This is a genomic window from Pelotomaculum isophthalicicum JI, from assembly GCF_029478095.1.
Classification (GTDB): Bacteria; Bacillota; Desulfotomaculia; order Desulfotomaculales; family Pelotomaculaceae; genus Pelotomaculum_D; species Pelotomaculum_D isophthalicicum.
This window is the reverse complement of sequence record NZ_JAKOAV010000010.1, coordinates 58,720-82,224: the sequence shown is the minus strand read 5'-3', so window position 1 is coordinate 82,224 and position 23,505 is coordinate 58,720. Positions and strand designations below refer to the sequence as shown.

General features: G+C 50.1%; 18 protein-coding genes and 1 CRISPR repeat array (1 of these 19 only partly in view). All 18 genes read left to right on the top strand.

All coding sequences use genetic code 11. The features are described 5' to 3' along the window. Window positions 1-103: 103 nt before the first annotated feature. The 18 genes from rsmB (at window position 104) to cas2 (ending at window position 19,312) form a co-directional block, all read left to right on the top strand. On the top strand, window positions 104-1,459 hold the full coding sequence (gene rsmB / locus L7E55_RS07250; protein WP_277443447.1) for a 16S rRNA (cytosine(967)-C(5))-methyltransferase RsmB: 1,356 nt from the start codon (window positions 104-106) through the stop codon (window positions 1,457-1,459). A 48-nt stretch (window positions 1,460-1,507) separates the two neighbouring features. Next, window positions 1,508-2,611 (top strand): dual-specificity RNA methyltransferase RlmN, encoded by a 1,104-nt coding sequence (rlmN, locus tag L7E55_RS07245; protein ID WP_277443446.1) that lies wholly within the window; start codon window positions 1,508-1,510, stop codon window positions 2,609-2,611. A 65-nt stretch (window positions 2,612-2,676) separates the two neighbouring features. Next, window positions 2,677-3,438: an FhaA domain-containing protein gene (locus L7E55_RS07240; protein WP_277443445.1), complete on the top strand. Its 762-nt coding sequence runs from the start codon at window positions 2,677-2,679 to the stop codon at window positions 3,436-3,438. Between the two features lie 2 nt (window positions 3,439-3,440). Continuing rightward, a complete protein-coding gene (locus tag L7E55_RS07235; RefSeq protein WP_277443444.1) occupies window positions 3,441-3,941 on the top strand; it encodes an FHA domain-containing protein in 501 nt (166 codons plus the stop codon). Beyond that, window positions 3,919-4,632 carry a Stp1/IreP family PP2C-type Ser/Thr phosphatase gene (locus L7E55_RS07230; protein WP_277443443.1) on the top strand — a complete coding sequence of 238 codons (714 nt, stop codon included), beginning with the start codon at window positions 3,919-3,921 and terminating at the stop codon, window positions 4,630-4,632. Before L7E55_RS07235 ends, L7E55_RS07230 begins: the two co-directional genes overlap by 23 nt. A 34-nt stretch (window positions 4,633-4,666) precedes the next feature. Next, complete coding sequence (locus tag L7E55_RS07225; RefSeq protein WP_420852019.1) at window positions 4,667-5,938, top strand: FtsW/RodA/SpoVE family cell cycle protein; 1,272 nt, start codon at window positions 4,667-4,669, stop codon at window positions 5,936-5,938. Beyond that, on the top strand, window positions 5,935-7,329 hold the full coding sequence (locus L7E55_RS07220; protein WP_277443442.1) for a peptidoglycan D,D-transpeptidase FtsI family protein: 1,395 nt from the start codon (window positions 5,935-5,937) through the stop codon (window positions 7,327-7,329). Before L7E55_RS07225 ends, L7E55_RS07220 begins: the two co-directional genes overlap by 4 nt. A 65-nt stretch (window positions 7,330-7,394) precedes the next feature. After that, window positions 7,395-9,269 carry a Stk1 family PASTA domain-containing Ser/Thr kinase gene (gene pknB / locus L7E55_RS07215; protein ID WP_420852018.1) on the top strand — a complete coding sequence of 625 codons (1,875 nt, stop codon included), beginning with the start codon at window positions 7,395-7,397 and terminating at the stop codon, window positions 9,267-9,269. After that, window positions 9,262-10,146: a ribosome small subunit-dependent GTPase A gene (rsgA, locus tag L7E55_RS07210; RefSeq protein ID WP_277443440.1), complete on the top strand. Its 885-nt coding sequence runs from the start codon at window positions 9,262-9,264 to the stop codon at window positions 10,144-10,146. Before pknB ends, rsgA begins: the two co-directional genes overlap by 8 nt. Next, window positions 10,146-10,817, top strand: a complete 672-nt coding sequence (gene rpe / locus L7E55_RS07205; RefSeq protein ID WP_277443438.1) for a ribulose-phosphate 3-epimerase — start codon at window positions 10,146-10,148, stop codon at window positions 10,815-10,817. Before rsgA ends, rpe begins: the two co-directional genes overlap by 1 nt. A gap of 342 nt (window positions 10,818-11,159) precedes the next feature. After that, entirely contained in the window at window positions 11,160-11,435 is a 276-nt protein-coding gene (locus L7E55_RS07200; RefSeq protein WP_277443436.1) for a type II toxin-antitoxin system Phd/YefM family antitoxin, read from the top strand. Between the two features lie 268 nt (window positions 11,436-11,703). Beyond that, window positions 11,704-13,953, top strand: coding sequence for a CRISPR-associated helicase Cas3' (gene cas3 / locus L7E55_RS07195; RefSeq protein WP_277443435.1), 2,250 nt, complete (start codon window positions 11,704-11,706; stop codon window positions 13,951-13,953). 29 nt (window positions 13,954-13,982) lie between these two features. Further along, entirely contained in the window at window positions 13,983-14,642 is a 660-nt protein-coding gene (gene cas5c / locus L7E55_RS07190) for a type I-C CRISPR-associated protein Cas5c (RefSeq protein ID WP_277443434.1), read from the top strand. Next, on the top strand, window positions 14,639-16,426 hold the full coding sequence (gene cas8c / locus L7E55_RS07185; RefSeq protein WP_277443433.1) for a type I-C CRISPR-associated protein Cas8c/Csd1: 1,788 nt from the start codon (window positions 14,639-14,641) through the stop codon (window positions 16,424-16,426). The genes cas5c and cas8c overlap by 4 nt, the downstream gene beginning before the upstream one ends. Before the next feature lie 4 nt (window positions 16,427-16,430). After that, entirely contained in the window at window positions 16,431-17,294 is an 864-nt protein-coding gene (cas7c, locus tag L7E55_RS07180; RefSeq protein WP_277443432.1) for a type I-C CRISPR-associated protein Cas7/Csd2, read from the top strand. Then, window positions 17,294-17,986 carry a CRISPR-associated protein Cas4 gene (gene cas4 / locus L7E55_RS07175; RefSeq protein ID WP_277443431.1) on the top strand — a complete coding sequence of 231 codons (693 nt, stop codon included), beginning with the start codon at window positions 17,294-17,296 and terminating at the stop codon, window positions 17,984-17,986. Before cas7c ends, cas4 begins: the two co-directional genes overlap by 1 nt. Then, window positions 17,983-19,011 (top strand): type I-C CRISPR-associated endonuclease Cas1c, encoded by a 1,029-nt coding sequence (gene cas1c / locus L7E55_RS07170; RefSeq protein ID WP_277443430.1) that lies wholly within the window; start codon window positions 17,983-17,985, stop codon window positions 19,009-19,011. The genes cas4 and cas1c overlap by 4 nt, the downstream gene beginning before the upstream one ends. Window positions 19,012-19,021: 10 nt before the next feature. Continuing rightward, window positions 19,022-19,312: a CRISPR-associated endonuclease Cas2 gene (cas2, locus tag L7E55_RS07165; protein ID WP_277443429.1), complete on the top strand. Its 291-nt coding sequence runs from the start codon at window positions 19,022-19,024 to the stop codon at window positions 19,310-19,312. A 166-nt stretch (window positions 19,313-19,478) separates the two neighbouring features. Next, window positions 19,479-23,505: a CRISPR direct-repeat array (repeat unit 32 nt; unit sequence GTCGCACCCCGTGCGGGTGCGTGGATTGAAAC) (it continues 7,595 nt past the right edge of the window).

Sequence of the window (23,505 nt, the reverse complement as noted above, 5' to 3'; positions counted from 1 at the left end):
TAAATGATTTTTTAAGAATTATTCTGAATTCTGACTCCTGAATTCTGAGTACCTGAATATTCACAAAATAATATTTTGTGAATATTCGAAAGGATGGATCCAGTTGCCTCAAATTTCGGCCAGGGAATTGGCGCTGCAGGTGTTGAGAGCAGTTGAGGAAGACGGCGCGTATGCCAATCTGGCCTTAAATCAGGTCCTGGAAAGATACCGGCCCGGTAAGCTCGACCGGGCTTTTGCCACTGAATTAACTTATGGAACATTGCGGACACGCAACACTCTTGACTGGGTGCTGGCGCAATTCATTAAAAAGCCGCTAAAATCCCAGACTGTAATATTGCGCAATATCTTGCGCCTCGGTGTGTACCAGCTAATATTTATGAGCCGGGTGCCACCGTCCGCCGCTTGCAATGAGGGAGCGGAGATGGCGCGCAGGCATGGACACGCCGGCTCGGTGAAGTTTGTGAATGGGGTGCTGCGCAACGTATCAAGGCAGATAAAAGAAATAAAGTTTCCAGAAATGGCGGATGACCCGGTTGCCCATATCTCATTGCGCTATTCCCACCCGGCGTGGCTCGTGGAAGGCTGGCTGGCGCGGTTCGGCCAGGAAGAAACGATCTCTCTTTGCCGGGCTAATAATGAGCCGGCGCCGAATACGGTGCGGACAAATAATCTCAAGCTGACGCGGGCCGAGCTCGCGAACAGGTTGAGGGAAGACGGCTTGACTGTGCGCGAAACCGCTTATGCTCCGGAAGGGCTTAATATCGAAGATTTCTTTTCTTTGAATTCACTAACCGCTTTTAAAGAAGGGTTGTTTCAGATACAAGATGAAAGCTCCATGCTGGCCGGCAGGGCTTTAATGCCCCGGCCCGGCGCCCGTGTGCTGGATGCTTGCGGCGCGCCCGGCGGCAAGACTACCCATCTGGCTGAACTGATGGAAAACCGGGGCGAAATCCTGGCGGTGGATATTCACCCGCACAAGCTCGCATTGATTGAAGAAAATTGCCGCCGCCTCGGGATAAACATTGTTAAGAGTCTGGCGATGGATGCCGGGCGATTGCCGGAGCAACTGCGTGAGTGGGCCGACTTTATCCTGGTTGACGCACCCTGCACCGGCCTGGGTGTCCTGAGACGCCGGCCTGATGCCCGCTGGCGCAAAGAGCCGGGCCAGCTTCCGGGCATTGTTCGGCTTCAGTCCGGGATATTAAAAAGCGCCGCCCGGTGTCTGAAAAAGAACGGAGTGCTTGTATACAGTACCTGCACAATTACCCGTGAAGAGAATTTTGGCCAGATAGAAGACTTTCTTGCCTGTCAACCGGACTTTATTCCGGAAGATTTACGCCCATATCTTCCCGTTAGTTTGGACGAGCAAGGGACTATGCATTCCGGTTATTTGGAGATACTGCCTCACCGGCATGGGATGGACGGCTTTTTTATATCCCGGATGAGAAAAAAGGGATAGGGCAAAATGATGGAGAATAGTTTTATTTAAGAAAGAGGTTCAGGTTCAATGTCGGTCAAAATCGATTTGAGGGACCTCGCCCTGTCTGAACTGGCCGGTTTGATGCGGGAAACGGGGGCAGAGGTGTACCGGGCGAGACAGATAGCGGAATGGGTCTTTCAAAAAGGCGCCGGATCTCTTGAAGAAATGACCAACTTACCCCGGGATATGCGCGAGCGGCTGGCTGCTTTCGCCGGGATTGGGCGCGTTGAGGTCATGAAAAAACAGGTTTCCCGGGGTGGAGATACAGTAAAATATCTCTTCAAACTGGGTGACGGTCAAGCGGTTGAAAGTGTTTTGATGAAACACAACTATGGCAACTCCGCCTGTGTCTCCACCCAGGCCGGTTGCCGGATGGGTTGCCGTCTCTGTGCCTCAAGCCTGGGCGGTTTTGTCCGGAACCTGAGTTCAGGTGAAATTTACGGACAAGTCCTTGGCATGCAAAAGGACAGCGGGGAAAGGGTAAGCCATGTGGTGATCATGGGTTCCGGCGAACCTCTGGACAATTATCAGGCCACCCTTACTTTTATAAAAAACGTCACTGCTCCTTATGGCCTTAATATAGGCCAGCGCCATATAACTGTTTCTACCTGCGGCCTGGCGCCCCGGATCAGGGAGCTTGCAGGTGAAAAACTGGCGATTACCCTGGCGGTGTCGCTGCACGCGCCGAACGATGCTCTGCGGGACGAGTTGATGCCGGTTAATAAGAAATACCCGCTTCGAATTTTGATGGAGGCCTGCAGGGAATACGCGATAAAGACAGGCCGGCGGATTACTTTTGAATATGCCCTTATTGCCGGGGTTAACGATGGCCGTGAGTTGGCTGCCGAGCTGGGCGCATTGCTGGCGGGGATGCTCTGTCACGTTAATTTGATCCCGGCCAATCCGGTGCCGGAACGGGGTGTCCGGCCGCCTGCCAGACGAGGGGTTGTCATATTTAAAAACATTCTTGAGAAAATGGGCATATCCGTGACTGTCCGCCGGAGTCTCGGCGGGGACATCGATGGCGCCTGCGGGCAGTTAAGGCAAAAAACCATCGGCAATAAAGTTAATCAGGTTGGAGGGGCTCTTGCCAAAAGGGTGATTTTACAGCCTGATTCAAAGAGTTGGTGAACCTGAGAATAAGTGAAGGAACTGTTAAAGGCTTTGTTTAAACAGCGGGTCGGGAGGTGAGCTTCTTGGGTGTTTTCTCCGGCTTGGAAGGCAGTTTGGAAAAGTATATCGAAGGGTTTTTTAAAGATAAGTTCAAAGGCCGCATCCAACCTGCCGAGATAGCCAAAAGGCTGGCCAGGGAGATGAGGGACCGCAGGCGGGTAAGTGTCAATAAAATTTACGTGCCCAATAAATTTACCGTTTACTTAAACGCTAGTGATTACGATAATATTGCCACGATAGCTTCATCATTATCCAAGGAACTTCAAGAATACGTTAATCAGAAGGCCGGGGAAAAGAAATATACCCTCGCCGGCCCGCCGGTTGTGGATTTTGTCAGAGAAGAAATCGAGGAAATAGGGTATATGAAAATAGAATCCGGCTTTAGTGAGGAATTGCCGGAGAATGAACCGCTTGAAACGAATGAAGAGGTGCTGGAGCACACCCAGCTTTTTCGCCTGACCAAGGATGTCACTGTTGTGGAAAAAGCGCCTGCCGTTTATGCCCGGCTGCAAGTTATAGCCGGCCCGGAAACAGGGAGAATCATTAATTTGAGTACGGTTCCCCAGGTTATCGGGCGGCATTCCGGGTGCGATATCGTCCTTAGCGACTCCAGTGTTTCCAGACGCCAGGCGCGGCTTGAACGGATACGGGGCAGGTTTACCATTACCGATCTGGGGAGTACGAACGGGACATGGGTGAATGGTTTCAGAATTATGTCAAAAGTTCTTGAACCGGGAGATGAAGTAGCCATGGGCACTACAGTCTGCGCCTTTAAGGTGGATTAGCTATGCTTAATATACTTATAATGACTTTAAGGTATGCTTTTTTATTGTTGCTGATTCTTTCAATTTTCAGGCTGGTCAAATGGATGATCACCGACTTAAAAGAAGTATCGTCACAACAGATTAAAGACAGTTTGCCCAGCCGGCAGAGAGAAGAACCCCGTTCTTTTGAAAGAACCGGTCAAGTTGAACTGGTGGTTGTCGAAAGCTCTGTTTCCGAACTGAAACCAGGCGGCACTTTTGGTTTCGACAGGGAAACGCTTATAGGCAGGGACAACCGGAGCGATATAGTCATATCCGCTTCATTTGCTTCTGCCAGGCATGCGCGGATATACTTTAAGGAAGGGCAGTACTGGTTGGAGGATTTGCATAGTACCAACGGCACTTTCTTGAACGAAATTCAGGTGAATAAGCCGATTGTGTTGGCAAATGGAGATAAGATTAGAATCGGTGGCGTTATTTTTCAGTTTGTGAGGTGGGGGTATGAGGTGGGCGCAGATCACTGATACGGGTTTATCACGGAAGGATAATGAAGACAGCCTGCTTGTATCGCCGGATATGGGATTACTGGCAGTTGCGGACGGGATGGGCGGACACCAGGGGGGTGAAGTTGCCAGCGGCCTTGCTCTCCAAACGTTGGAAAAAGAGCTCGCCCGCTCGCTGAAAAAAGGTGAATCACCGGAGAAAGCCCTGCTTGATTCCGTTAGACTGGCCAATATTGCGGTATTCGAACTATCCGGCCGTAATAAGGAACTTCATGGCATGGGAACAACTATAACCGCCTGTTTGAAGCGTGAGGATGACCTGATTATCGCTCATGTGGGCGACAGCCGGGCGTATTTGATTTGCCGGGGCAGTATTCGTCAATTGACTCAAGATCATTCACTGGTGCAGGAACTGCTAAGAAACGGCGGGATTAGCGAAGAACAGGCGCTGCAGCACCCTCAGCGCAATTTGCTGACCAGGGCGCTTGGAACTGAACAGTCGGTAGAGGTGGACCATTACCGGTATAAAGTAGTTGCAAACGATCTCCTTTTGCTGTGCACCGACGGCTTAACCCGTTATCTTCGTCAGGAGGACCTTTTATATATTATTAATTCATCCAAAGACATCGACGCGGCAGTGCATGTCTTGCTTGACAAGGCGCTTCATTATGGTGGCGCGGACAATATTACTATTATCCTGGCCCAGTTTTGATTCCGGCTGCTGATTAAGATTTCGAGGAAATGAGATGAGTGTGATGAAAGGCCGGCAGGTTGAGTGGAAGCTGCTTTTTCTTACCGGTGTTTACGCCATGGCCGGGGCGCTCGCGCTGTATCTGGGATCAGCCGGGACTCCTGACCGGAAGGTTGTTTTCGCTTGCATTTCCGTTATAGCCGCCTACTTCCTGGTAAGTGTTTACTGGCATATTGCCGGATACCGCGGGGACTGTTTTTTGCTGCCGTTAACCGCCCTGCTTTCCACTACCGGCTTGGTTTTCCTGTTTCGCCTGGATCCGGCGTATGGTGTGCGCCAGTTTTTCTGGCTGCTGATTGGGCTTGGAGTCCTGCTCTTGACTTCACGGTTGCTCCTTGATTTCCGGTTTTTAAGTGACTACAAGTATATTTACGCGCTTGCCGGCTTGATTGTTTTAATTTTACCTGTTTTTTTCGGCCACGAGCAGGGAGGGGCGAAGAGTTGGCTGGATATCGGCATATTGCATTTTCAGCCTTCCGAGTTTGTTAAGATCCTGGTAGTGCTTTTCCTGGCCAGCTACCTGTCGGAAAATAGGGCTGTTTTAACTGTCGGAACCAGGAACCTGGGCGGCATGTCTTTGCCGGGACCACAGGAGTGGGGCCCGCTGCTGGCCATGTGGGGAATTTCGCTTTTATTGCTGGTATTTCAGAAAGACCTCGGCGCGGCGCTGATTTATTTCAGTACTTTTCTGACCATGGTCTATGTGGCCACTTCCCGTATTTCCTATGTTCTATTTGGTTTTGCGCTTTTTATCGCGGGAGCGGCGGCCAGTTTCTATATGTTTGACCATGTGCGCGCCAGAGTGGAAATATGGATGAACCCGTGGCCTACTATTGAAACCACGGGATACCAGATCATCCAGTCGCTTTTTGCGATTAACTCGGGCGGTGTGCTCGGAAGCGGTCTCGGCTTGGGATACCCGGGCTACATTCCGGCGGTGCATACGGATTTGATATTTTCCGCCATTTGTGAAGAGCTGGGTTTGGCGGGCGGCGCGGGAATTATTATCCTTTTTATGATTTTTGTTTACCGGGGAATCAGGATCGCTTTAAAAACGTCTGATGATTTTGCCGCCCTGGCGGCTTCCGGTTTGACGTCCCTCCTTGGTATACAGGCTTTTATCATTATTGCCGGGGTTACCAAGTTGTTGCCGTTAACCGGCATTACTCTTCCGTATATAAGTTATGGGGGCAGTTCGCTGGTGGCAAACTTTATATTGCTAGGACTCTTATTGAATATTTCCCATGAGGAAGAAAGCAATATATGAAGAAGAATATTCTTAAACTTGGTTTTTTGCTGCTGGGCTTATTATTAGTCCTTGTAGGCTACCTGTCATATTTGCAGGTAGTCAAGGACCCGGCCCTGGCCGCGAACCCTTATAACCGCCGCACGCGGGAGAGGGAGACGCAAGTGAGGCGGGGGAATATCTACGATGCCAGGGGTGTTGTCCTGGCTAAGACTGAATTTGACGGCAAACAAGGCCGGCGGGTTTATCCCCTGGGGGATGACGCGGCCCATATTATCGGGTACATTTCCGACCGGTACGGGCGGGCGGGCCTTGAATCCGCATACGACCCTTATCTGCTGGGAATGGAAGGCTCAGACAGTATCAGGAACTTTATTAATAAGATCCTTGGTAAAGAGCAAAAAGGCGGCGATCTGACTCTCACTATTGACTCTTCCCTGCAGGGGCTTGCTGAGCAGTTGCTTGGGGGCCGGCGGGGGGCGGTTGTCCTGGTTGATATCCGGACAGGGGCTTTGCGGGTAGTGGCTTCAGCCCCGGGTTACGACCCCAATCACCTGGATGAAAACTGGCCGAGCCTGGTGCAGGCGGCGGACTCGCCCTTGCTTAACAGGGCGACGCAGGGAGCTTACCCGCCCGGCTCAACATTCAAAATCATTACCGCGGCCGGAGCGCTGGCTGCCAAGCCCGGGCTTGCCAACAGCATTTTCAACTGCCAGGGTTACTTGATGGTGGGCGGGTATAAACTGACCGACCTGGCCGCTCATGGTGAAGTGGATCTAAAAAAAGCCCTTGCTGTCTCGTGCAACACTACTTTTGCCCAGTTGGGTCTAGGGATGGGCGCCGACAACTTTTACCGTGTCTTTAAGGCTTTTGGGATGGATCAGGATCCCGACCCGGGAATCGCGGTACGGCCAGGTACGCTTGCCGCTCCGGGTGACATGACTCAGACAGAACTGGCCAGCAGCGCCATCGGTCAGGGGGAAGTACTGGTAAGCCCGTTGCATATGGCCCTGGCGGCGGCGGCAATAGCCAACCAGGGTGTGATTATGCGGCCCTATCTGGTTGACTCGGTAAAAGACTCTACAGGTGAAATTGTTCAGTCCGCGGTGCAACGCCAGTGGCTCACCGCAACCACCCCGGCTATTTCCGGAATTATCAAAGAAGGGATGGTCGACGCGGTGCGCAGCGGTACGGCGACGGCCGCGGCAGTATCCGGGACGCAGATGGCCGGTAAAACCGGTTCCGCCCAAAACCCGCACGGTCAGACTCACGCCTGGTTTGTCGGTTTCGCGCCCGCGGAGCAGCCCAGGCTGGCCGTCGCGGTTGTTTTGGAAAACGCCGGTTCAGGCGGGTCCGTCGCGGCGCCGGTTGCGGGCAGGCTCCTGGCGACGGCTCTGGCAAAGGGGTATTAAGATTAGCGGCAAGCGGTGCGCAAGAATTACTAATCTGTTTAGTGTAGATTTGAGGGGTGAATATATTGATCGGGAAGCTTTTGGGGAACCGCTATGAAATCATGGAACAACTGGGCGGCGGGGGCATGGCCATAGTTTATAAAGGCCGGGATACTATTTTGAACAGGCTTGTTACGATAAAAGTGCTCCGTCCCGAGTTTACCAGTGACGAAGACTTCGTAAAACGGTTTCGCAGGGAGGCCCAGGCTATCGCCAGCCTCTCGCACCCGAATATTGTCAGCATTTATGACGTCGGGCGCGTTGACGCGGTTGACTACCTGGTCATGGAATATGTTGAAGGTGACAACTTAAAAAACCTGATCAGGCTGCATGGTCCTTTAACCCCGGTCAGGGCCGCTCAGATTGCCCGGCAGATCAGCGAAGCGCTGGAGCATGCCCACGAAAACGACATTGTGCACCGGGATGTCAAGCCGCAGAACGTTCTAATCACCAGGGACGGGCGAGCCAAACTTACCGACTTTGGCATCGCCAGGGGGGCCACTGCCGCTACTCTTACCCAGACTGACACCATCATGGGTTCGGTCCATTACCTTTCTCCTGAACAGGCGCGTGGAGAAAACACCGGACCGCGCTCCGATATCTATTCCCTGGGTGTTGTATTGTATGAAATGGTCACAGGAGCGCTGCCGTTCCAGGGAGACACCCCGGTTGGCGTCGCTTTGAAGCATATCCAGGATGAGCCGCCACGCCCTTCCTTGCTGAATCCGGCAGTGCCGTTGGGCTTGGAAAAGGTCATCGCCCAGGCCATGGCAAAAAGCCCGTCCGGCCGGTACGAAACAGCCAGACAGATGGCGCAGGAACTTGAGGATATATCAGGGACCGGCATCAAAGACACACCGCGCTCAGATCCCGTTGATGAATTTGCCACCAGGGTGATTCCCACCGTTCGCGGGGTCGCCGGGGATATCCAGCCCGTTGACAGGGAAGCGCGCGGGAAAAAGAGAAGCTACGGCTGGCTCTGGGCGGCTTTGATTATTTTAGGTGTGTTCGCCGCGGGAGCCGCGGCATATCAATTTTACTTTAATGTCAAAGAAGTGACAATGCCTTACGTCGTGGGAAAAACTCTTGATGAGGCGAAAAGTATCTTACTTGATCGGGGTATAAAGAGTAAAAACATAAATGTGACCCGGAGCAACAATCCCGACGTGCCGGCGGACAACGTTATTGCCCAGGATCCCACAGCAGGCACCAGGATAAAAGTCAACCGCTACGTAACTCTTAATGTCAGTCAGGGAGCGGAACAGCGAACCGTGCCTTCAGTCATCGGACAAAAGCTCAGTGATGCGATAAGCGTAATCAATAAAAATGATTTAAACGTTGCTGAGCCGGTTCAGGAAAAGTACAGCGATACCTATGTGCAAGGAGTCGTGATGGAGCAAGAGCCCAAACCCGGTGATAAACTAGCAAAGGGGAGCGCGGTAGTCCTGTATGTCAGTATGGGTAAGCAGCCTATGACGCATAAAGTGCCTGACCTGACCGGCCTGACAGTGGAGAAAGCGAAAGCCGAACTGGAAAAGCTCAAGTTAATTCTTGATGAAAATATAACCAGGGTTAAAAGTACCAGTTACTTCTCCGGGCATGTGATCACCCAGATTCCGGCCAAGGATACAGAGGTCCAGGAAGGTTCCACGGTGAAGGTGACCGTCAGCGACGGGCCGGGTCCGACAATGCGTACCGCCAGTGTGGAAGCCAAGTTTGATGACGATAAGAAGGAGCATGAGCTGAGGATCGTGGTTAAAGATGTGCGGGGGACCACTGATGCTTTTGTCGGCACTGTCAAAAATGAGAAATCAGTGGTCAAAGTAGTACCCTATTATGGCAAAGCTACTATTCAAGTTTATGTGGATAAAATCTTGAAAGGTGAAGAATCTTTTGAATAGCGGGCAAAACCTGGTACAGGGCATTGTACGGAAAGCTTACAGCGGCTATTATTATGTTTATGACGGTCACTGTGAATGGGAGTGCTCGCTGCGGGGGCGCTTCCGTTATGAAAAACAGCAAGTCCTTGTTGGCGACCGGGTGGAACTGGCGCCAACACAAGACCGGGTTGGCGTGATCGTAAAAATATTGCCCCGCCGCTCCGCGCTGTTCCGGCCGCCCATCGCCAACGTGGACCAAGCGATAATTATTTTTTCCGTACGGCAGCCTGAGCCTAATCCAGGCTTGCTTGACCGTTTTCTCATTACGGCAATCATGAATCAGATTGACCCGCTGATTTGTTTCAATAAAATTGACCTAATAAAAGATTACGAGTTTGATCTTGTTTCCCGCTACCAGGGAATATACCCTGTGGTGGTTACCAGCGCGGTGACCGGGGCGGGGCTGGACAGACTGCGGGGGAAGCTGCGGGGAAAAGTATCGGTATTTGCCGGTCCTTCCGGGGTCGGCAAGTCGACGATATTAAACGCCATAATGCCGGAGCTGACATTAAAAACCGGAGCGATCAGCGAGAAATTAAAGCGGGGCAAGCATACTACCCGCCATGTGGAATTGATTCCCCTGCCGGAAGACGGATTAGTGGCGGACACCCCCGGTTTTTCCAACCTGGACTTGCCTGATATAAAACTGGAGGAATTAGCCCGCTATTTCCCGGAAATGGAAGAGTACAGCGGGAATTGTCATTTTGGCGGCTGCCTTCATGACAAGGAACCCGGCTGCGCTGTCAAGGAAGCGGTGGAACTAGGTGGAATTGAAGAATCGCGCTACCGTCAATATGTTGAATTTTTGCAGGAATTAAGAGGCAGGAGGCGGTATTGATGGTCAAACTGGCACCTTCTATATTATCCGCGAATTTTGCGGCGTTACTTGACGATGTTATACAAGTCGAGGAGGCTGGGGCTGAGTATCTGCATATTGATGTTATGGACGGTCATTTTGTCCCCAATATTACCATTGGGCCGCTAGTGGTGAAGGCGCTCAGGCCGCAAAGCCGCATGTGCTTTGACGTCCACCTGATGATTGAAAACCCTGAACTGTACGTTGAGCAGTTTATCAACGCCGGCGCGGACTTAATCACAGTGCATGTGGAGGCGGCGCGGCACCTGCACCGAATCCTTTCCATGATCCGGGAAAAAGGCGTCCGGGCCGGAGTGGCGTTGAACCCGGCCACACCGCCCGGCGCTGTGGAATATATTCTGCCCTTGGTGGATCTGGTCTTATTGATGACTGTCAACCCCGGCTTTGGAGGGCAGGCTTTTATTCCGGAGGTGCTGCCCAAAATCAGGACGGTCAGGCAAATGCTTGATGAGCGGGGCTTAAACGCCGAAATCCAGGTCGACGGCGGGGTGAATTTGGACACAGTCGCCGCTGTGGTGCGGGCCGGCGCTAGTGTATTGGTGGCCGGTTCGGCGATATTCGACAGCGCGGATATCGCTTCCGCTGTGCGGCGGATCAGAGAAGCGGCAGCCATGGACGGTTCGGATTCATGAGTGATAGCTTAAGTGTAATATTGAATTATGAGTTTATTTTGCCCTGAATATAAAGTATGCCGACACGATAAACACCATTAAAACAAATAAAAACGGGGTACTGTTGATGTGATTATGATGCATAATTGGATTTGCTGTCATGCCTTCGAAAATTATTAAAAAAAGCGTAATGAATCCATTCTCCCTTACTTTATTTAAATAGCTTTTAAGAAGTGCTTTTCATTTGTTCCTTTTGGGGATCTGAAACCATACCATAAGCTTAAACACTCAACCTTACTCAGATTGACGCATTAGCGTAATTAAGATAATATTATGCTAAGTTAATGACGAGAGGTGTTTTTTATGCCGCAGATTAGACCGGTTTCAGATTTGCGTAATAACTTTGCCGAAATTTCAAGGATTGTGCATGAAACATCAGAACCTGTTTTTTTGACCAAAAATGGGTATGGTGATATGGTTGTTATGAGTATGGAAGCCTACGAACGCAAGTTGTTTGAAAGTGAAATTTATATTAAGTTGAAAGAAGCAGAGATGGAAGCAAAATCTACTGATTTACGCTATACACATGAAGAAATATTCCCGGGTTTGAGGGCAAACCCTGATGTTAAGGCAGAATGAGGATAATGTATAATAGTAGTACAGACAGAGTGACCGTCCGTAAAGGGCGGTCGTTGTTGTTTTTATGTGATTCGACATGATATGACATTTTTTTTGCTTGCTTAGATAAAAAGAACAACAAATGATGCCGGATGTTCAAAAACTATTAATATAATCAATTAAATGGGGCCATCCATTTTACATGCCTTTTTTCCATGCAACATTAATAAATGTATTATTGCAATTAAACTGACCGTTTTTTACAGGTCAGTCAGAGATGGTGATGCTAATGATTTACTACGGCCATACCAAGGAGGATCCGATAGCGAAAAAAGTGCTGCCAAAGGAACATTGGCAACTGCTCAAGAGGCATTTAGATGAAGTTGCCAGAATGACGGAAGAACGGGCAGCAAAATTCGGAGCGGGTAAACTGGGGAGAATTATTGGTTTGGCTCATGATCTGGGAAAGTATTCAGCGGCATTTCAAAAACGCCTGGAGGGCGCAAGTGCGAAAGTAGATCATAAAAGTGCAGGGGCGCAGGAAGTTTGCCGCAGATTTGGGAAAGTTACCGGTTTCGCCTTGGCGTTTATAATTGCGGGACATCATGGCGGATTACCCGATGGAAACAAAGGCGCCCCGGGAAATCTTCCGGAGCGTCTCGCCAGGGAAGATATTCCGGATTACCAGGCATATGCGGGAGAAATTGAGATTCCAGATCTGAACAACCAGGATCTTGCAGAAATGCCTAAGCCGAGAGACCCCGCTATGGATGCATTTAGTTTCTCTTTTTGCATTCGAATGATGTATTCGTGTTTAGTTGATGCGGATTTTTTAGATACTGAAAGATTCATGAATACCGAACGGTATATTAAGCGGCCGGTACCGGTTTCTTTGGAAAAATTATTAAAACAATTTGAGAAAAAGATAGGCGCTTTATCAGAACGCAACCGCCAAAATCCGTCAGTAATCAACACGGCGCGTCAAGCCATTCTGGAAAGATGTTTGGCTATAGCCGAATCTACCCCGGGATTTTTTACCTTGACGGTCCCAACAGGCGGAGGAAAGACATATTCATCTCTTGCATTCGGGCTCAAACACGCGGTGAAACACGATAAAGACCGTATAATTTATGTCATCCCTTACACCAGTATAATCGAGCAGAATGCACAGGTGTTCAGGGAAGTGTTGGAGGATGACCCGCTAAAGGATAATGTTGTCCTTGAACATCACAGCAACTTTGAATATCCCGAAGGAATCTTTGATGATTGGGATGAGCATGAAAAAGTTCATCGCCTGGCTTCGGAAAATTGGGACATGCCGGTTGTTGTCACTACAGCAGTGCAATTCTTTGAATCGCTTTACGCAAATAAAGGATCTCGTTGCAGAAAACTGCACAACATAGTTAATAGTGTGATTATACTGGACGAAGCGCAGATGATGCCGATTGAGTACATCAAACCATGCCTCTGGGCATTAGCGGAGCTTGTTTTCAACTATGGCGCCACGGTGGTGCTTTGTACGGCGACGCAACCCGCAGTGAAGGATTTGATTCCTACTAATCCGAAAATAGTGGAAATCATGGAAGATCCGAATGAACTTCAAAAAATTTTCAAACGTGTTAGTGTGGAAAACAAAAACGAAATGTCAGACGAGGAGCTTGCTGAAGAAATGGCGGATATCCCGCAGGTATTAACCATCGTTAACACCAGGCGCCATGCCAGGTTGTTATTTGAGAAGCTTTTGGCAAAGAAACCGGAAGGCGCATATCATTTGTCGGCACGTATGTGTCCGGCACACCGGAAGGTGGTTCTTGCAGAGATTCGCAGGGCGCTTCAGGATGGAAAACCATGCCGTGTGGTCTCTACTCAGCTAATTGAAGCGGGTGTGGATGTGGATTTTCCTGTGGTTTACCGCGCCGCGGCTGGTATTGATTCCATCGCCCAGGCGGCGGGCCGGTGCAACCGGGAAGGCCGGAGATCCAGAGGGCGGGTGATCATATTTGACCCTGAACCGCATGGTATGCCCCAAAAAGGCAGATTCTCTGAAGTAGCATTTTTAACTCGTAGTGCAGCAAGGCATTTACATGAGCTAAATGATGATTTGTTATCGTTAGAAGCGATCGAGTATTATTTTAATCATCTGTTCGATATCGAGCGTGACAACCTTGATGCCGGTGATATTTTAAAAATGATTAAAGACAGCAAAGATGATTTATCGTTCCCTTTTGCAAAAATTGCTCAAAAATTCCAATTGATTGACAATGCAACTGTTTCGGTGGTCGTACCCTGGGACAACCATGCCGAGGAATTGATGGAAAACGCGGCCCGCCATCCGTTCCCGGCAAGTCAAGTGCGCAGTCTGCAGCCATACACAGTACAGGTTTACCAACATGAGCTAGCAGCTTTGGAAAAGGAAAGGGTCGTCAAAACTGTGGGTGATTTTATGAAATTTGTTACTGATCGTAGTTATTATGACCGGCGGTTTGGCCTGAAAGATGCGAAGGAGGTGAAGGCACCTGGCGAAGTACTGATATTCTGACGCAAAGGACTTATAGAAAGGAGAATGTAATGGGATATGGAGTCAAACTCAGGGTTTGGGGCGACTATGCCTGCTTTACCAGACCCGAAATGAAAGCTGAAAGAGTTAGCTATGACGTGATGACGCCATCTGCCGCTCGCGGAATTCTGGAAGCCATACACTGGAAACCCGCGCTGGTCTGGAGAATTGACCGCATTCATGTCATGAAACCCATCCGGTTCGATTCGATCCGCAGAAACGAGGTTGCCGGAAAAATCTCCGAGCGAAATATTAAAACCGCCATGAATGGAGGAACCGTCGACCTTCATCAATATGCGGCAGCGCAAAATGAACGCCAACAGCGGGCGGCGCTGGTGCTTCGTGACGTGGAATATATTATTGAGGCTCATTTTGAGCTGACAGAAAAAGCCGGTGAGAGTGATAATCCCGGAAAACATTGCGACATATTCTCTCGCCGGGCGCGGGAAGGACAATGTCACATGCGTCCTTACTTTGGCTGCCGTGAATTTCCGGTAAACTTTGAATTGGTGGAAGGAGAGATCCCCAAATCAGCATTGAAGGGTGAAATAGATTTGGGGTGGATGCTTTGGGACATTGATTTTGCCAATGACATGCAACCCATTTTTTTTCGGCCGACCATGAGAGATGGTGTAGTGGACACCCGGCTATCAAGGGGGCGAGGTGTTTGATCCTACAGGCATTAAATGAGTACTACCAAAAGTTGATGGATGATCCTGAATCTGGAGTGGCACCTCCAGGATATAGTCCTGTAAAAATAACGCATGCGGTTGTTCTAAATAATGAAGGCGAATTGATAGATATTTTGCCCCTTTCAGTCCAACAGGGAAAAAAGAGTATTCCTCAAAAAATGATGGTGCCAGAGCAGGTAAAACGTACATCGGGTGTTTCAGCAAACATTCTTTGCGATAACGTTTCATATGTCTTGGGAATTGATCGAAATAAAAATGGAGAACCAGAGCTAGCAACAGAGAAATTTGCAGACTTTCGAAGGAAAAATGAAATCTTTCTTAATGGCATTCCTAGCCAAGGGGCTCAGGTTATATTAAAATTTCTGCAGCGTTGGGTCCCGACTCTATCTCATACAATTATTGGCAGAAGCTTAGATGCACTTCTTAATGGTAACAATATTGTTTTCAAAATCGACGGAATGCTAGGATACGTTCATGAGGATGCCAAGGTTAAGGAAAAATGGGATGAGTCTGATGATAATCACACTGATAAAACAATTGGTCAATGCCTAATTTTAGGTGAGAAGCTTCCCATCGCGCGGATACATCCGGCTATCAAAGGTGTGGTCGGGGCACAAACCAGTGGAGCATCGATCGTATCGTTTAATGCCGATGCGTTTACTTCGTATGGTAAATCGCAAAGTTTTAATGCACCTGTCAGTATTAAAGCGGCATTTGCTTATGGTACAGCTTTGAATTACCTGATTGCCAGCGATACCAACCGGGTTCGTCTGGCGGACACTACTATGGTCTTTTGGGCGGATAAAAAAGGTGGCAAAGCGGAGGAAACAGTTCTTGCCTGGTGTCTTGACCCGGTGGTTGCCGAAACGGGGGAAGAAAATGAGAAGCGGCGCATCGATCCTGCTGCGGCGCGGCACGCCAAGGCTGTCCTGGATCGCGTGAAATCTGGATTACCGGTAGGCGATGCCGGATTTGATCCGGATACCAGGTGTTACCTTCTGGGACTCGCGCCCAACGCCGCCAGACTGTCGGTGCGTTTCTGGCAGGTCAGCAGTTTCGGGGACGTGCTGGAGAAAATAGCGCGTCACTACACAGACATGGACATTGCCGGAATAGAAAGGCTCGGCGGCACGGTTTCACCCTGGCGGACCCTGAAGGCGCTGGCCGTTCTGGAAGATGCGAAGAACATTCCGCCGCTGCTTGGAGGTCAACTGCTGAAGACAATCCTGTCAGGCCAGATGTATCCTCAACCCATTTACAACGCAGCGATAATTCGCTGCCGGACCGGGGGTGAGCATGGCGGCGTAAACACCATACGCGCGGCTGTAATCAAAGCGTTTTTAACGAGAAAGTACCGTATTCAAAAACAGCCTGAAAGGGAGGCGATGATCACTGTGAGTTTGAATGAAAACAATACTAATAATGCGTATCTGCTGGGAAGACTGTTTTCCTTGCTGGAAAAAGCCCAGAAAGATGCTTTGGGAAGCAATATCAATGCCACCATTCGGGATCGTTACTTCGGAGCGGCTTCCGCGACTCCCGGTTCGGTGTTTCCATTGCTGTTGCGTTTATCCCGGCATCATCTGTCTAAATCTGAATACGGAAACCTGTCAGAACGAAAAATCCAGGAGGTAATGAACGGACTGGATGCGTTTCCGGCGCATTTGAATATGGAAGAGCAGGGACTTTTCATACTCGGGTATTACCATCAGAACCAAGCCAATTATACAAAAAATGAAAATAATGAACAAAAGGAAGGTTGATAAAATGAGCAGCATATTGAATAAGCGTTATGAGTTCGTACTGTTTTTTGAAGTGGAAAACGGCAATCCCAACGGTGATCCCGATGCCGGGAATATGCCGCGAATCGATCCGGAAACCAGCCACGGCATTGTCACAGACGTATGCCTGAAGCGAAAAGTGCGGAACTATATTGAGCTGGCGCAAGGAGGAAAGAGTCCCTTCGATATTTATGTCCGGGAAAAAGCTGTTTTGAATGATCTTCACGAAGAAGCATATACGGAGCTCAAAATCAAGCCGGAACCCAAAAAGCTCCCTAAAGATCCCGAACAAGCTAAACAAGTAACGAAGTATATGTGTGACCGGTTCTATGACATTCGAGCTTTTGGCGCGGTCATGGCAATGGAAGTGAATTGTGGCCAGGTGCGTGGCCCGGTCCAGTTCAGCTTTGCAAGGAGTTTGGATCCGGTTGTCCCCCAGGAAATAACCATTACCCGTATGGCTGTGGCCAATAAAAAAGATGCGGATAAGGAACGCACTATGGGGCGCAAACACATAATACCATATGCGCTCTATCGCGCGGAAGGCTATATCTCGGCCCCGCTGGCACAAAAGACAGGTTTTTCAGAGGCTGATTTGGAGCTCTTTTGGGAGTCTTTGATGAATATGTTTGAGCACGACCACTCCGCCGCTCGCGGAAAAATGGCAAGCCGGAAGTTGATCATATTTGAACATGAGACGCCGCTGGGTAAGGCTCCCGCACACAAACTGTTCGATTTGGTAACTGCCAAGCGCATTGATGACACCAAACCGCCAAGGGCTTTCGATGATTACGCTATCAATGTCAATCATGCCGGGAAACCTGGCGGTGTCACGATTATTGAGCACTGATGATGCTTTATTCAGACGAAGACTTTCTCCTTCTCTCTGGCATCCAACATATGGCTTTTTGTGAGCGGCAATGGGCGCTCATTCACCTGGAGCAAATCTGGGCGGAGAATGTTCGCACTGTAGAGGGAAAGCAACTCCATGATCGCGCGGACGATCCCTTCAAAGATGAAAGCCGTAAGAAATTGCGGGTTGTCAGAAGCATGCCGATTATCTCACATGCACTTGGACTACGGGGCATAGCGGATGTTGTAGAATTCCATCAAAGCAAGATTAATATTGAAGGTGAAACCTGCCACCTGGAAAACCGCGAGGGTTGGTGGCGTCCGGTTCCTATTGAATATAAGCGGGGGCGACCCAAACCTGATGACCGGGATGCTGTTCAATTATGTGCGCAAGCCATGGCGCTGGAAGAAATGTTACAAGTATCCATTTCTTCAGGGTTTCTCTTTTATGGAAAAACCAAACACCGCGAATTGGTTACATTAGATCTACGACTTAGACAGCATACTATCGAACTTTCCATACGCATGCATCAGCTAGCGCGTGAGGGGCTAACACCCAAAGCACAAAAAGGGAAACATTGTTCTCAATGTTCTCTCACTGAGTACTGTCAGCCATACTGGATGTTACGTCATCGCCCGGTAGAGGATTACCTGTCGCGCATGTGCCGCGTGGAGGTGGATGATCTTTGAGACGGCTTCTAAATACACTCTATGTAACTATGCCGGATGCTTATTTAGCATGTGATGGTGAAAATGTTCTCGTTAAAATTGAGGATGAAATCAGGTTTCGTATTCCTGTGCATAATTTAGAAGGCATCGTGTGCTTTGGATTTGCAGGAGCAAGTCCTAAACTGATGTATTTATGTTGTGAACGCGGTGTGGCGCTTTCTTTTCTAACAACATACGGTAAGTTTATGGGCCGCATAACAGGCAATATATCCGGCAATGTTCTATTGAGACGCACCCAGTATCGCTGGTCGGATGATGAGACTATATCATCCCGCTTATCCCGGCGATTTGTTGCAGCCAAAATTATCAATAGCCGAGCCGTATTACACCGTGTGTTGCGAGATCATCCGGAGATTGTTGATAATAATTTGAGAGATTCACTCGTGTTATTGGCAAGAATGCCGGAGCGATTGGAAAGAGCAGCAGATGGAAGCGCTATACGAGGAATTGAAGGAGAGGCTGCGCATCTCTATTTTTCTAATTTTAATAAGCTGATACTGAATCAAAAAGATGATTTCCAGATGATTAACAGGAATCGAAGACCTCCGACGGATCGAATAAATGCTTTGCTATCGTTTTTATATACATTGCTTACTCATGAAGTTGTGGCTGCCTTGGAGAGTGTCGGGTTGGACCCCCAGGTTGGATTCCTGCATCGGGATCGACCTGGACGCCCAAGTCTTGCATTGGATGTTATGGAAGAAATGCGGCCTCATTTAGTGGATAGGCTGGCGGTGACATTAATTAACCGTAATCAAATTTCTTCCGATGGATTTAATGTAAAAGAAAATGGTGCTGTGATAATGGAAGATGATACCCGCAAGGAAGTGTTGACTGCCTGGCAAAAACGAAAACAAGAGGTAATCACACATCCTTATTTGGGAGAAAAAATTCCTCTGGGGCTTGTTCCATATGTACAGGCTTTGCTACTGGCAAGGCATATGCGGGGTGACATGGAAGATTATCCGCCGTTTTTCTGGAAGTGAGGTGTTGACATTGATGGTTTTAATTACCTATGATGTGAATGTTACGACAGTTTCGGGCAAAAGTCGCCTCAGAAAAGTGGCTAAACAATGCGTTAATTATGGACAACGTGTTCAAAACTCTGTTTTTGAATGTTTGCTTGATCCAACACAATTCGCAATATTAAAAAACCGTTTAGAAAAGATTATTAATCCGGAGAAAGATAGTGTGCGCTTCTATTTTCTGGGGAACAACTGGAAAAATCGTGTTGAGCATGTTGGCACTAAGTGTGGGTATGATCCAGAAGGGGTTCTGATGATTTGATGCGAACCCTAAGTAAACATGATTTTTCAGGGTTGTTCGCATGTCTGTAATGAAAGGTTATTAGAATCTTTTTATGCAAAAAAATATTTATTAAATTGAAATATATTGTTAGTTTCGCGAGATTATTTGTCTTAAAGCATGATTTTATTATGGCTTAAAATGGACAGTCGCACCCCGTGCGGGTGCGTGGATTGAAACAACAATTGCTTTGCTTCTTCAATATCAACTACAGTCGCACCCCGTGCGGGTGCGTGGATTGAAACTCGCCGTATACACCTCCTCTGCAATTCTGCCGCGTCGCACCCCGTGCGGGTGCGTGGATTGAAACACCGAGAGCATCCGGAACAACACAGGAAATGCTTGTCGCACCCCGTGCGGGTGCGTGGATTGAAACATTTTGTACAGTAACAAAACAAATAGCTTGGAGTCGCACCCCGTGCGGGTGCGTGGATTGAAACAATGTCAGTTCCTCCGGTTGTCGGGTTGGCATGTCGCACCCCGTGCGGGTGCGTGGATTGAAACACCGAGAGCATCCGGAACAACACAGGAAATGCTGTCGCACCCCGTGCGGGTGCGTGGATTGAAACAAAAATACCAGGTCCATGGCCGGTAAAGGTTGCGTCGCACCCCGTGCGGGTGCGTGGATTGAAACAATCAGGTTAAAAGATGAGTTTTCTGCCACACTGGTCGCACCCCGTGCGGGTGCGTGGATTGAAACACTGCCCATAAACTACCCTGTGAGTCACGCAGAGTCGCACCCCGTGCGGGTGCGTGGATTGAAACAGTTCATCAAGAGTGCCGGCGCGGTAGGAAATAGTCGCACCCCGTGCGGGTGCGTGGATTGAAACAATCCAGACTTTCAGGGCTTCTACGCCAGTCACGTCGCACCCCGTGCGGGTGCGTGGATTGAAACTCGGGAGTCAAACCAGCCATGTCAGTAGCCAGAGGTCGCACCCCGTGCGGGTGCGTGGATTGAAACACGAGTACGCCCGCAAGGTGCTTGAAGGAGAGATGTCGCACCCCGTGCGGGTGCGTGGATTGAAACTTTTTGTGCAGTATTCTGTTCTCCCAGAGATCCGTCGCACCCCGTGCGGGTGCGTGGATTGAAACCCTTTTGTTTTGCTTCCCAGCCGGCCAGCGTGATGTCGCACCCCGTGCGGGTGCGTGGATTGAAACACATTCCAGCGGAATAAGCCGACGCACCATATAGTCGCACCCCGTGCGGGTGCGTGGATTGAAACACCGGTCCAGGAGACTTTTGCCCCGCCGAAAATGTCGCACCCCGTGCGGGTGCGTGGATTGAAACGACCACCTTGTCAACAAGGTTAACAGGTTGGGTTGGTCGCACCCCGTGCGGGTGCGTGGATTGAAACAGCCGCAGTTGGATGCGCTTAAAACACAAATGGGTCGCACCCCGTGCGGGTGCGTGGATTGAAACACCAGGCCGCTGGTATATGTTCCCGATAAGCGGGTCGCACCCCGTGCGGGTGCGTGGATTGAAACACTTACAGGTTTTTGAATGTATTTACCGAATATGTCGCACCCCGTGCGGGTGCGTGGATTGAAACTTACGGACATCGAGAAGTCAAACGAGATACCGAGTCGCACCCCGTGCGGGTGCGTGGATTGAAACACTGACATATACATACTGGTTGACCGGACCGCGTCGCACCCCGTGCGGGTGCGTGGATTGAAACATCCCTCCTTAGTAGCAAGTTCCTCTTGAATGGTCGCACCCCGTGCGGGTGCGTGGATTGAAACCTTGAAATGCACTACTTACCATTGCTAATATAGGTCGCACCCCGTGCGGGTGCGTGGATTGAAACACTGGAACTTGATGCGACTGACCTTCCTATTCAGTCGCACCCCGTGCGGGTGCGTGGATTGAAACGCCAAATACCTTATGGAATAGCTTGATAACCTGTCGCACCCCGTGCGGGTGCGTGGATTGAAACGATTTGCATCGGTGAGCCAACACCAAACCGAGTAGTCGCACCCCGTGCGGGTGCGTGGATTGAAACTCACCATTATCCGAGGGAGGTTCATTCGCCGGTGTCGCACCCCGTGCGGGTGCGTGGATTGAAACTTTGATAATCTGGTTAAGCCGGTTAACCAGTTGGGTCGCACCCCGTGCGGGTGCGTGGATTGAAACAACGAATCACCTTTGGGGTGGCAATCTGATTAAGTCGCACCCCGTGCGGGTGCGTGGATTGAAACTTTTAAACGGATCGCCTCGTCACAAAGGACCAGTCGCACCCCGTGCGGGTGCGTGGATTGAAACATTCCCCGGGGTACTAATTTCTCGGCATGCTCCGGTCGCACCCCGTGCGGGTGCGTGGATTGAAACGACTATCTCATTCAGATATCTTTCTTTGCTGAAGTCGCACCCCGTGCGGGTGCGTGGATTGAAACTTTAAAAGCTGCTGTTGCGGTGAGATTCTGCCGTCGCACCCCGTGCGGGTGCGTGGATTGAAACTTCCAGCCCAGGTCTTGCTCAAAGCCATCAGCTAGTCGCACCCCGTGCGGGTGCGTGGATTGAAACCTGGAGACTGACCGCGAGGACCGCATGAACGTGGTCGCACCCCGTGCGGGTGCGTGGATTGAAACCCTCAGTTGATATGCTGTCACGCCTTGGCTGGAGTCGCACCCCGTGCGGGTGCGTGGATTGAAACAGGACGAAGATTGCATGTACTTTGATTTGGTGAGTCGCACCCCGTGCGGGTGCGTGGATTGAAACTGCCATACGCCTAATAACTACCCGCACGAAGATGTTGTCGCACCCCGTGCGGGTGCGTGGATTGAAACACATCATTGAAAGATGATGTGATTGCAACATTGGTCGCACCCCGTGCGGGTGCGTGGATTGAAACGTCTGTCATATATAAGCATGGAGTAATTACTCCTCGTTGTCGCACCCCGTGCGGGTGCGTGGATTGAAACAAATAAATGGCTTAAACTATATCAAAGCACTGGGTCGCACCCCGTGCGGGTGCGTGGATTGAAACACAGTGGAGGCAAAAGCCTACATGCCATAGTCAGTCGCACCCCGTGCGGGTGCGTGGATTGAAACAACCTGGAAGGCATCCCGCGTGGCCTTATTTTTGTCGCACCCCGTGCGGGTGCGTGGATTGAAACGACGTTAGGCCAGGACGCGCCTGTTGACGTGGAAGGTCGCACCCCGTGCGGGTGCGTGGATTGAAACAGCCATCAATTGCCAGCCTCTTTTAGCGCCGCCTGTCGCACCCCGTGCGGGTGCGTGGATTGAAACTCGATGCGGAATCTTTGCTCCGCCGGCGCCCCTGTCGCACCCCGTGCGGGTGCGTGGATTGAAACTGAACAAACTGGTCAATACTTGCGGCAGTCTCGGTCGCACCCCGTGCGGGTGCGTGGATTGAAACTTTCTCTAAAGTATTCTGACAATTGTATATTTGTCGCACCCCGTGCGGGTGCGTGGATTGAAACATTAACCACTTTTTCTAACTTCTCCATACTTGGTCGCACCCCGTGCGGGTGCGTGGATTGAAACTTAAAAAACTCTTTACACTGGACAGGATATTTTGTCGCACCCCGTGCGGGTGCGTGGATTGAAACTTTGGCCCAGAAGGGGAGGCGAAGGACGAGTGTGTCGCACCCCGTGCGGGTGCGTGGATTGAAACCGTTAAAATGGAAAGCGAGATAGCTCCGTGGCCGTTGCACCCCGTGCGGGTGCGTGGATTGAAACATGGGTACATCTTGAAACAAAAATCACACTTTTCGTCGCACCCCGTGCGGGTGCGTGGATTGAAACCTTTCCTCATTGGCTTGGTAACATGCAGGTAAAGTCGCACCCCGTGCGGGTGCGTGGATTGAAACCTCTTGCAGCTTTAAGCCTTTCGCTTTTTCACAGTCGCACCCCGTGCGGGTGCGTGGATTGAAACACACAAAGCATCATAAATGCTGGATGCCGTTGGTCGCACCCCGTGCGGGTGCGTGGATTGAAACGCTTAATCCTCTTTTTACCATTAAACCCATCGGTCGCACCCCGTGCGGGTGCGTGGATTGAAACAGATTGTTTGGGATATTTTTAAGGCTGCCTGGCGTCGCACCCCGTGCGGGTGCGTGGATTGAAACGTCAAGGTAGTATTCCTCACGTTCGTATTGGAGCGTCGCACCCCGTGCGGGTGCGTGGATTGAAACTCAATAATGGCAACAGC

What these genes read in the sequence shown, in the direction of transcription:
- rlmN (WP_277443446.1), top strand. Translation starts at nt 1,508, where the DNA reads ATGTCGGTCAAAATCGATTTGAGGGACCTCGCCCTGTCTGAACTGGCC.
- L7E55_RS07235 (WP_277443444.1), top strand. Translation starts at nt 3,441, where the DNA reads ATGCTTAATATACTTATAATGACTTTAAGGTATGCTTTTTTATTGTTG.
- L7E55_RS07230 (WP_277443443.1), top strand. Translation starts at nt 3,919, where the DNA reads ATGAGGTGGGCGCAGATCACTGATACGGGTTTATCACGGAAGGATAAT.
- L7E55_RS07225 (WP_420852019.1), top strand. Translation starts at nt 4,667, where the DNA reads ATGAGTGTGATGAAAGGCCGGCAGGTTGAGTGGAAGCTGCTTTTTCTT.
- L7E55_RS07220 (WP_277443442.1), top strand. Translation starts at nt 5,935, where the DNA reads ATGAAGAAGAATATTCTTAAACTTGGTTTTTTGCTGCTGGGCTTATTA.
- rpe (WP_277443438.1), top strand. Translation starts at nt 10,146, where the DNA reads ATGGTCAAACTGGCACCTTCTATATTATCCGCGAATTTTGCGGCGTTA.
- L7E55_RS07200 (WP_277443436.1), top strand. Translation starts at nt 11,160, where the DNA reads ATGCCGCAGATTAGACCGGTTTCAGATTTGCGTAATAACTTTGCCGAA.
- cas3 (WP_277443435.1), top strand. Translation starts at nt 11,704, where the DNA reads ATGATTTACTACGGCCATACCAAGGAGGATCCGATAGCGAAAAAAGTG.
- cas5c (WP_277443434.1), top strand. Translation starts at nt 13,983, where the DNA reads ATGGGATATGGAGTCAAACTCAGGGTTTGGGGCGACTATGCCTGCTTT.
- cas7c (WP_277443432.1), top strand. Translation starts at nt 16,431, where the DNA reads ATGAGCAGCATATTGAATAAGCGTTATGAGTTCGTACTGTTTTTTGAA.
- cas4 (WP_277443431.1), top strand. Translation starts at nt 17,294, where the DNA reads ATGATGCTTTATTCAGACGAAGACTTTCTCCTTCTCTCTGGCATCCAA.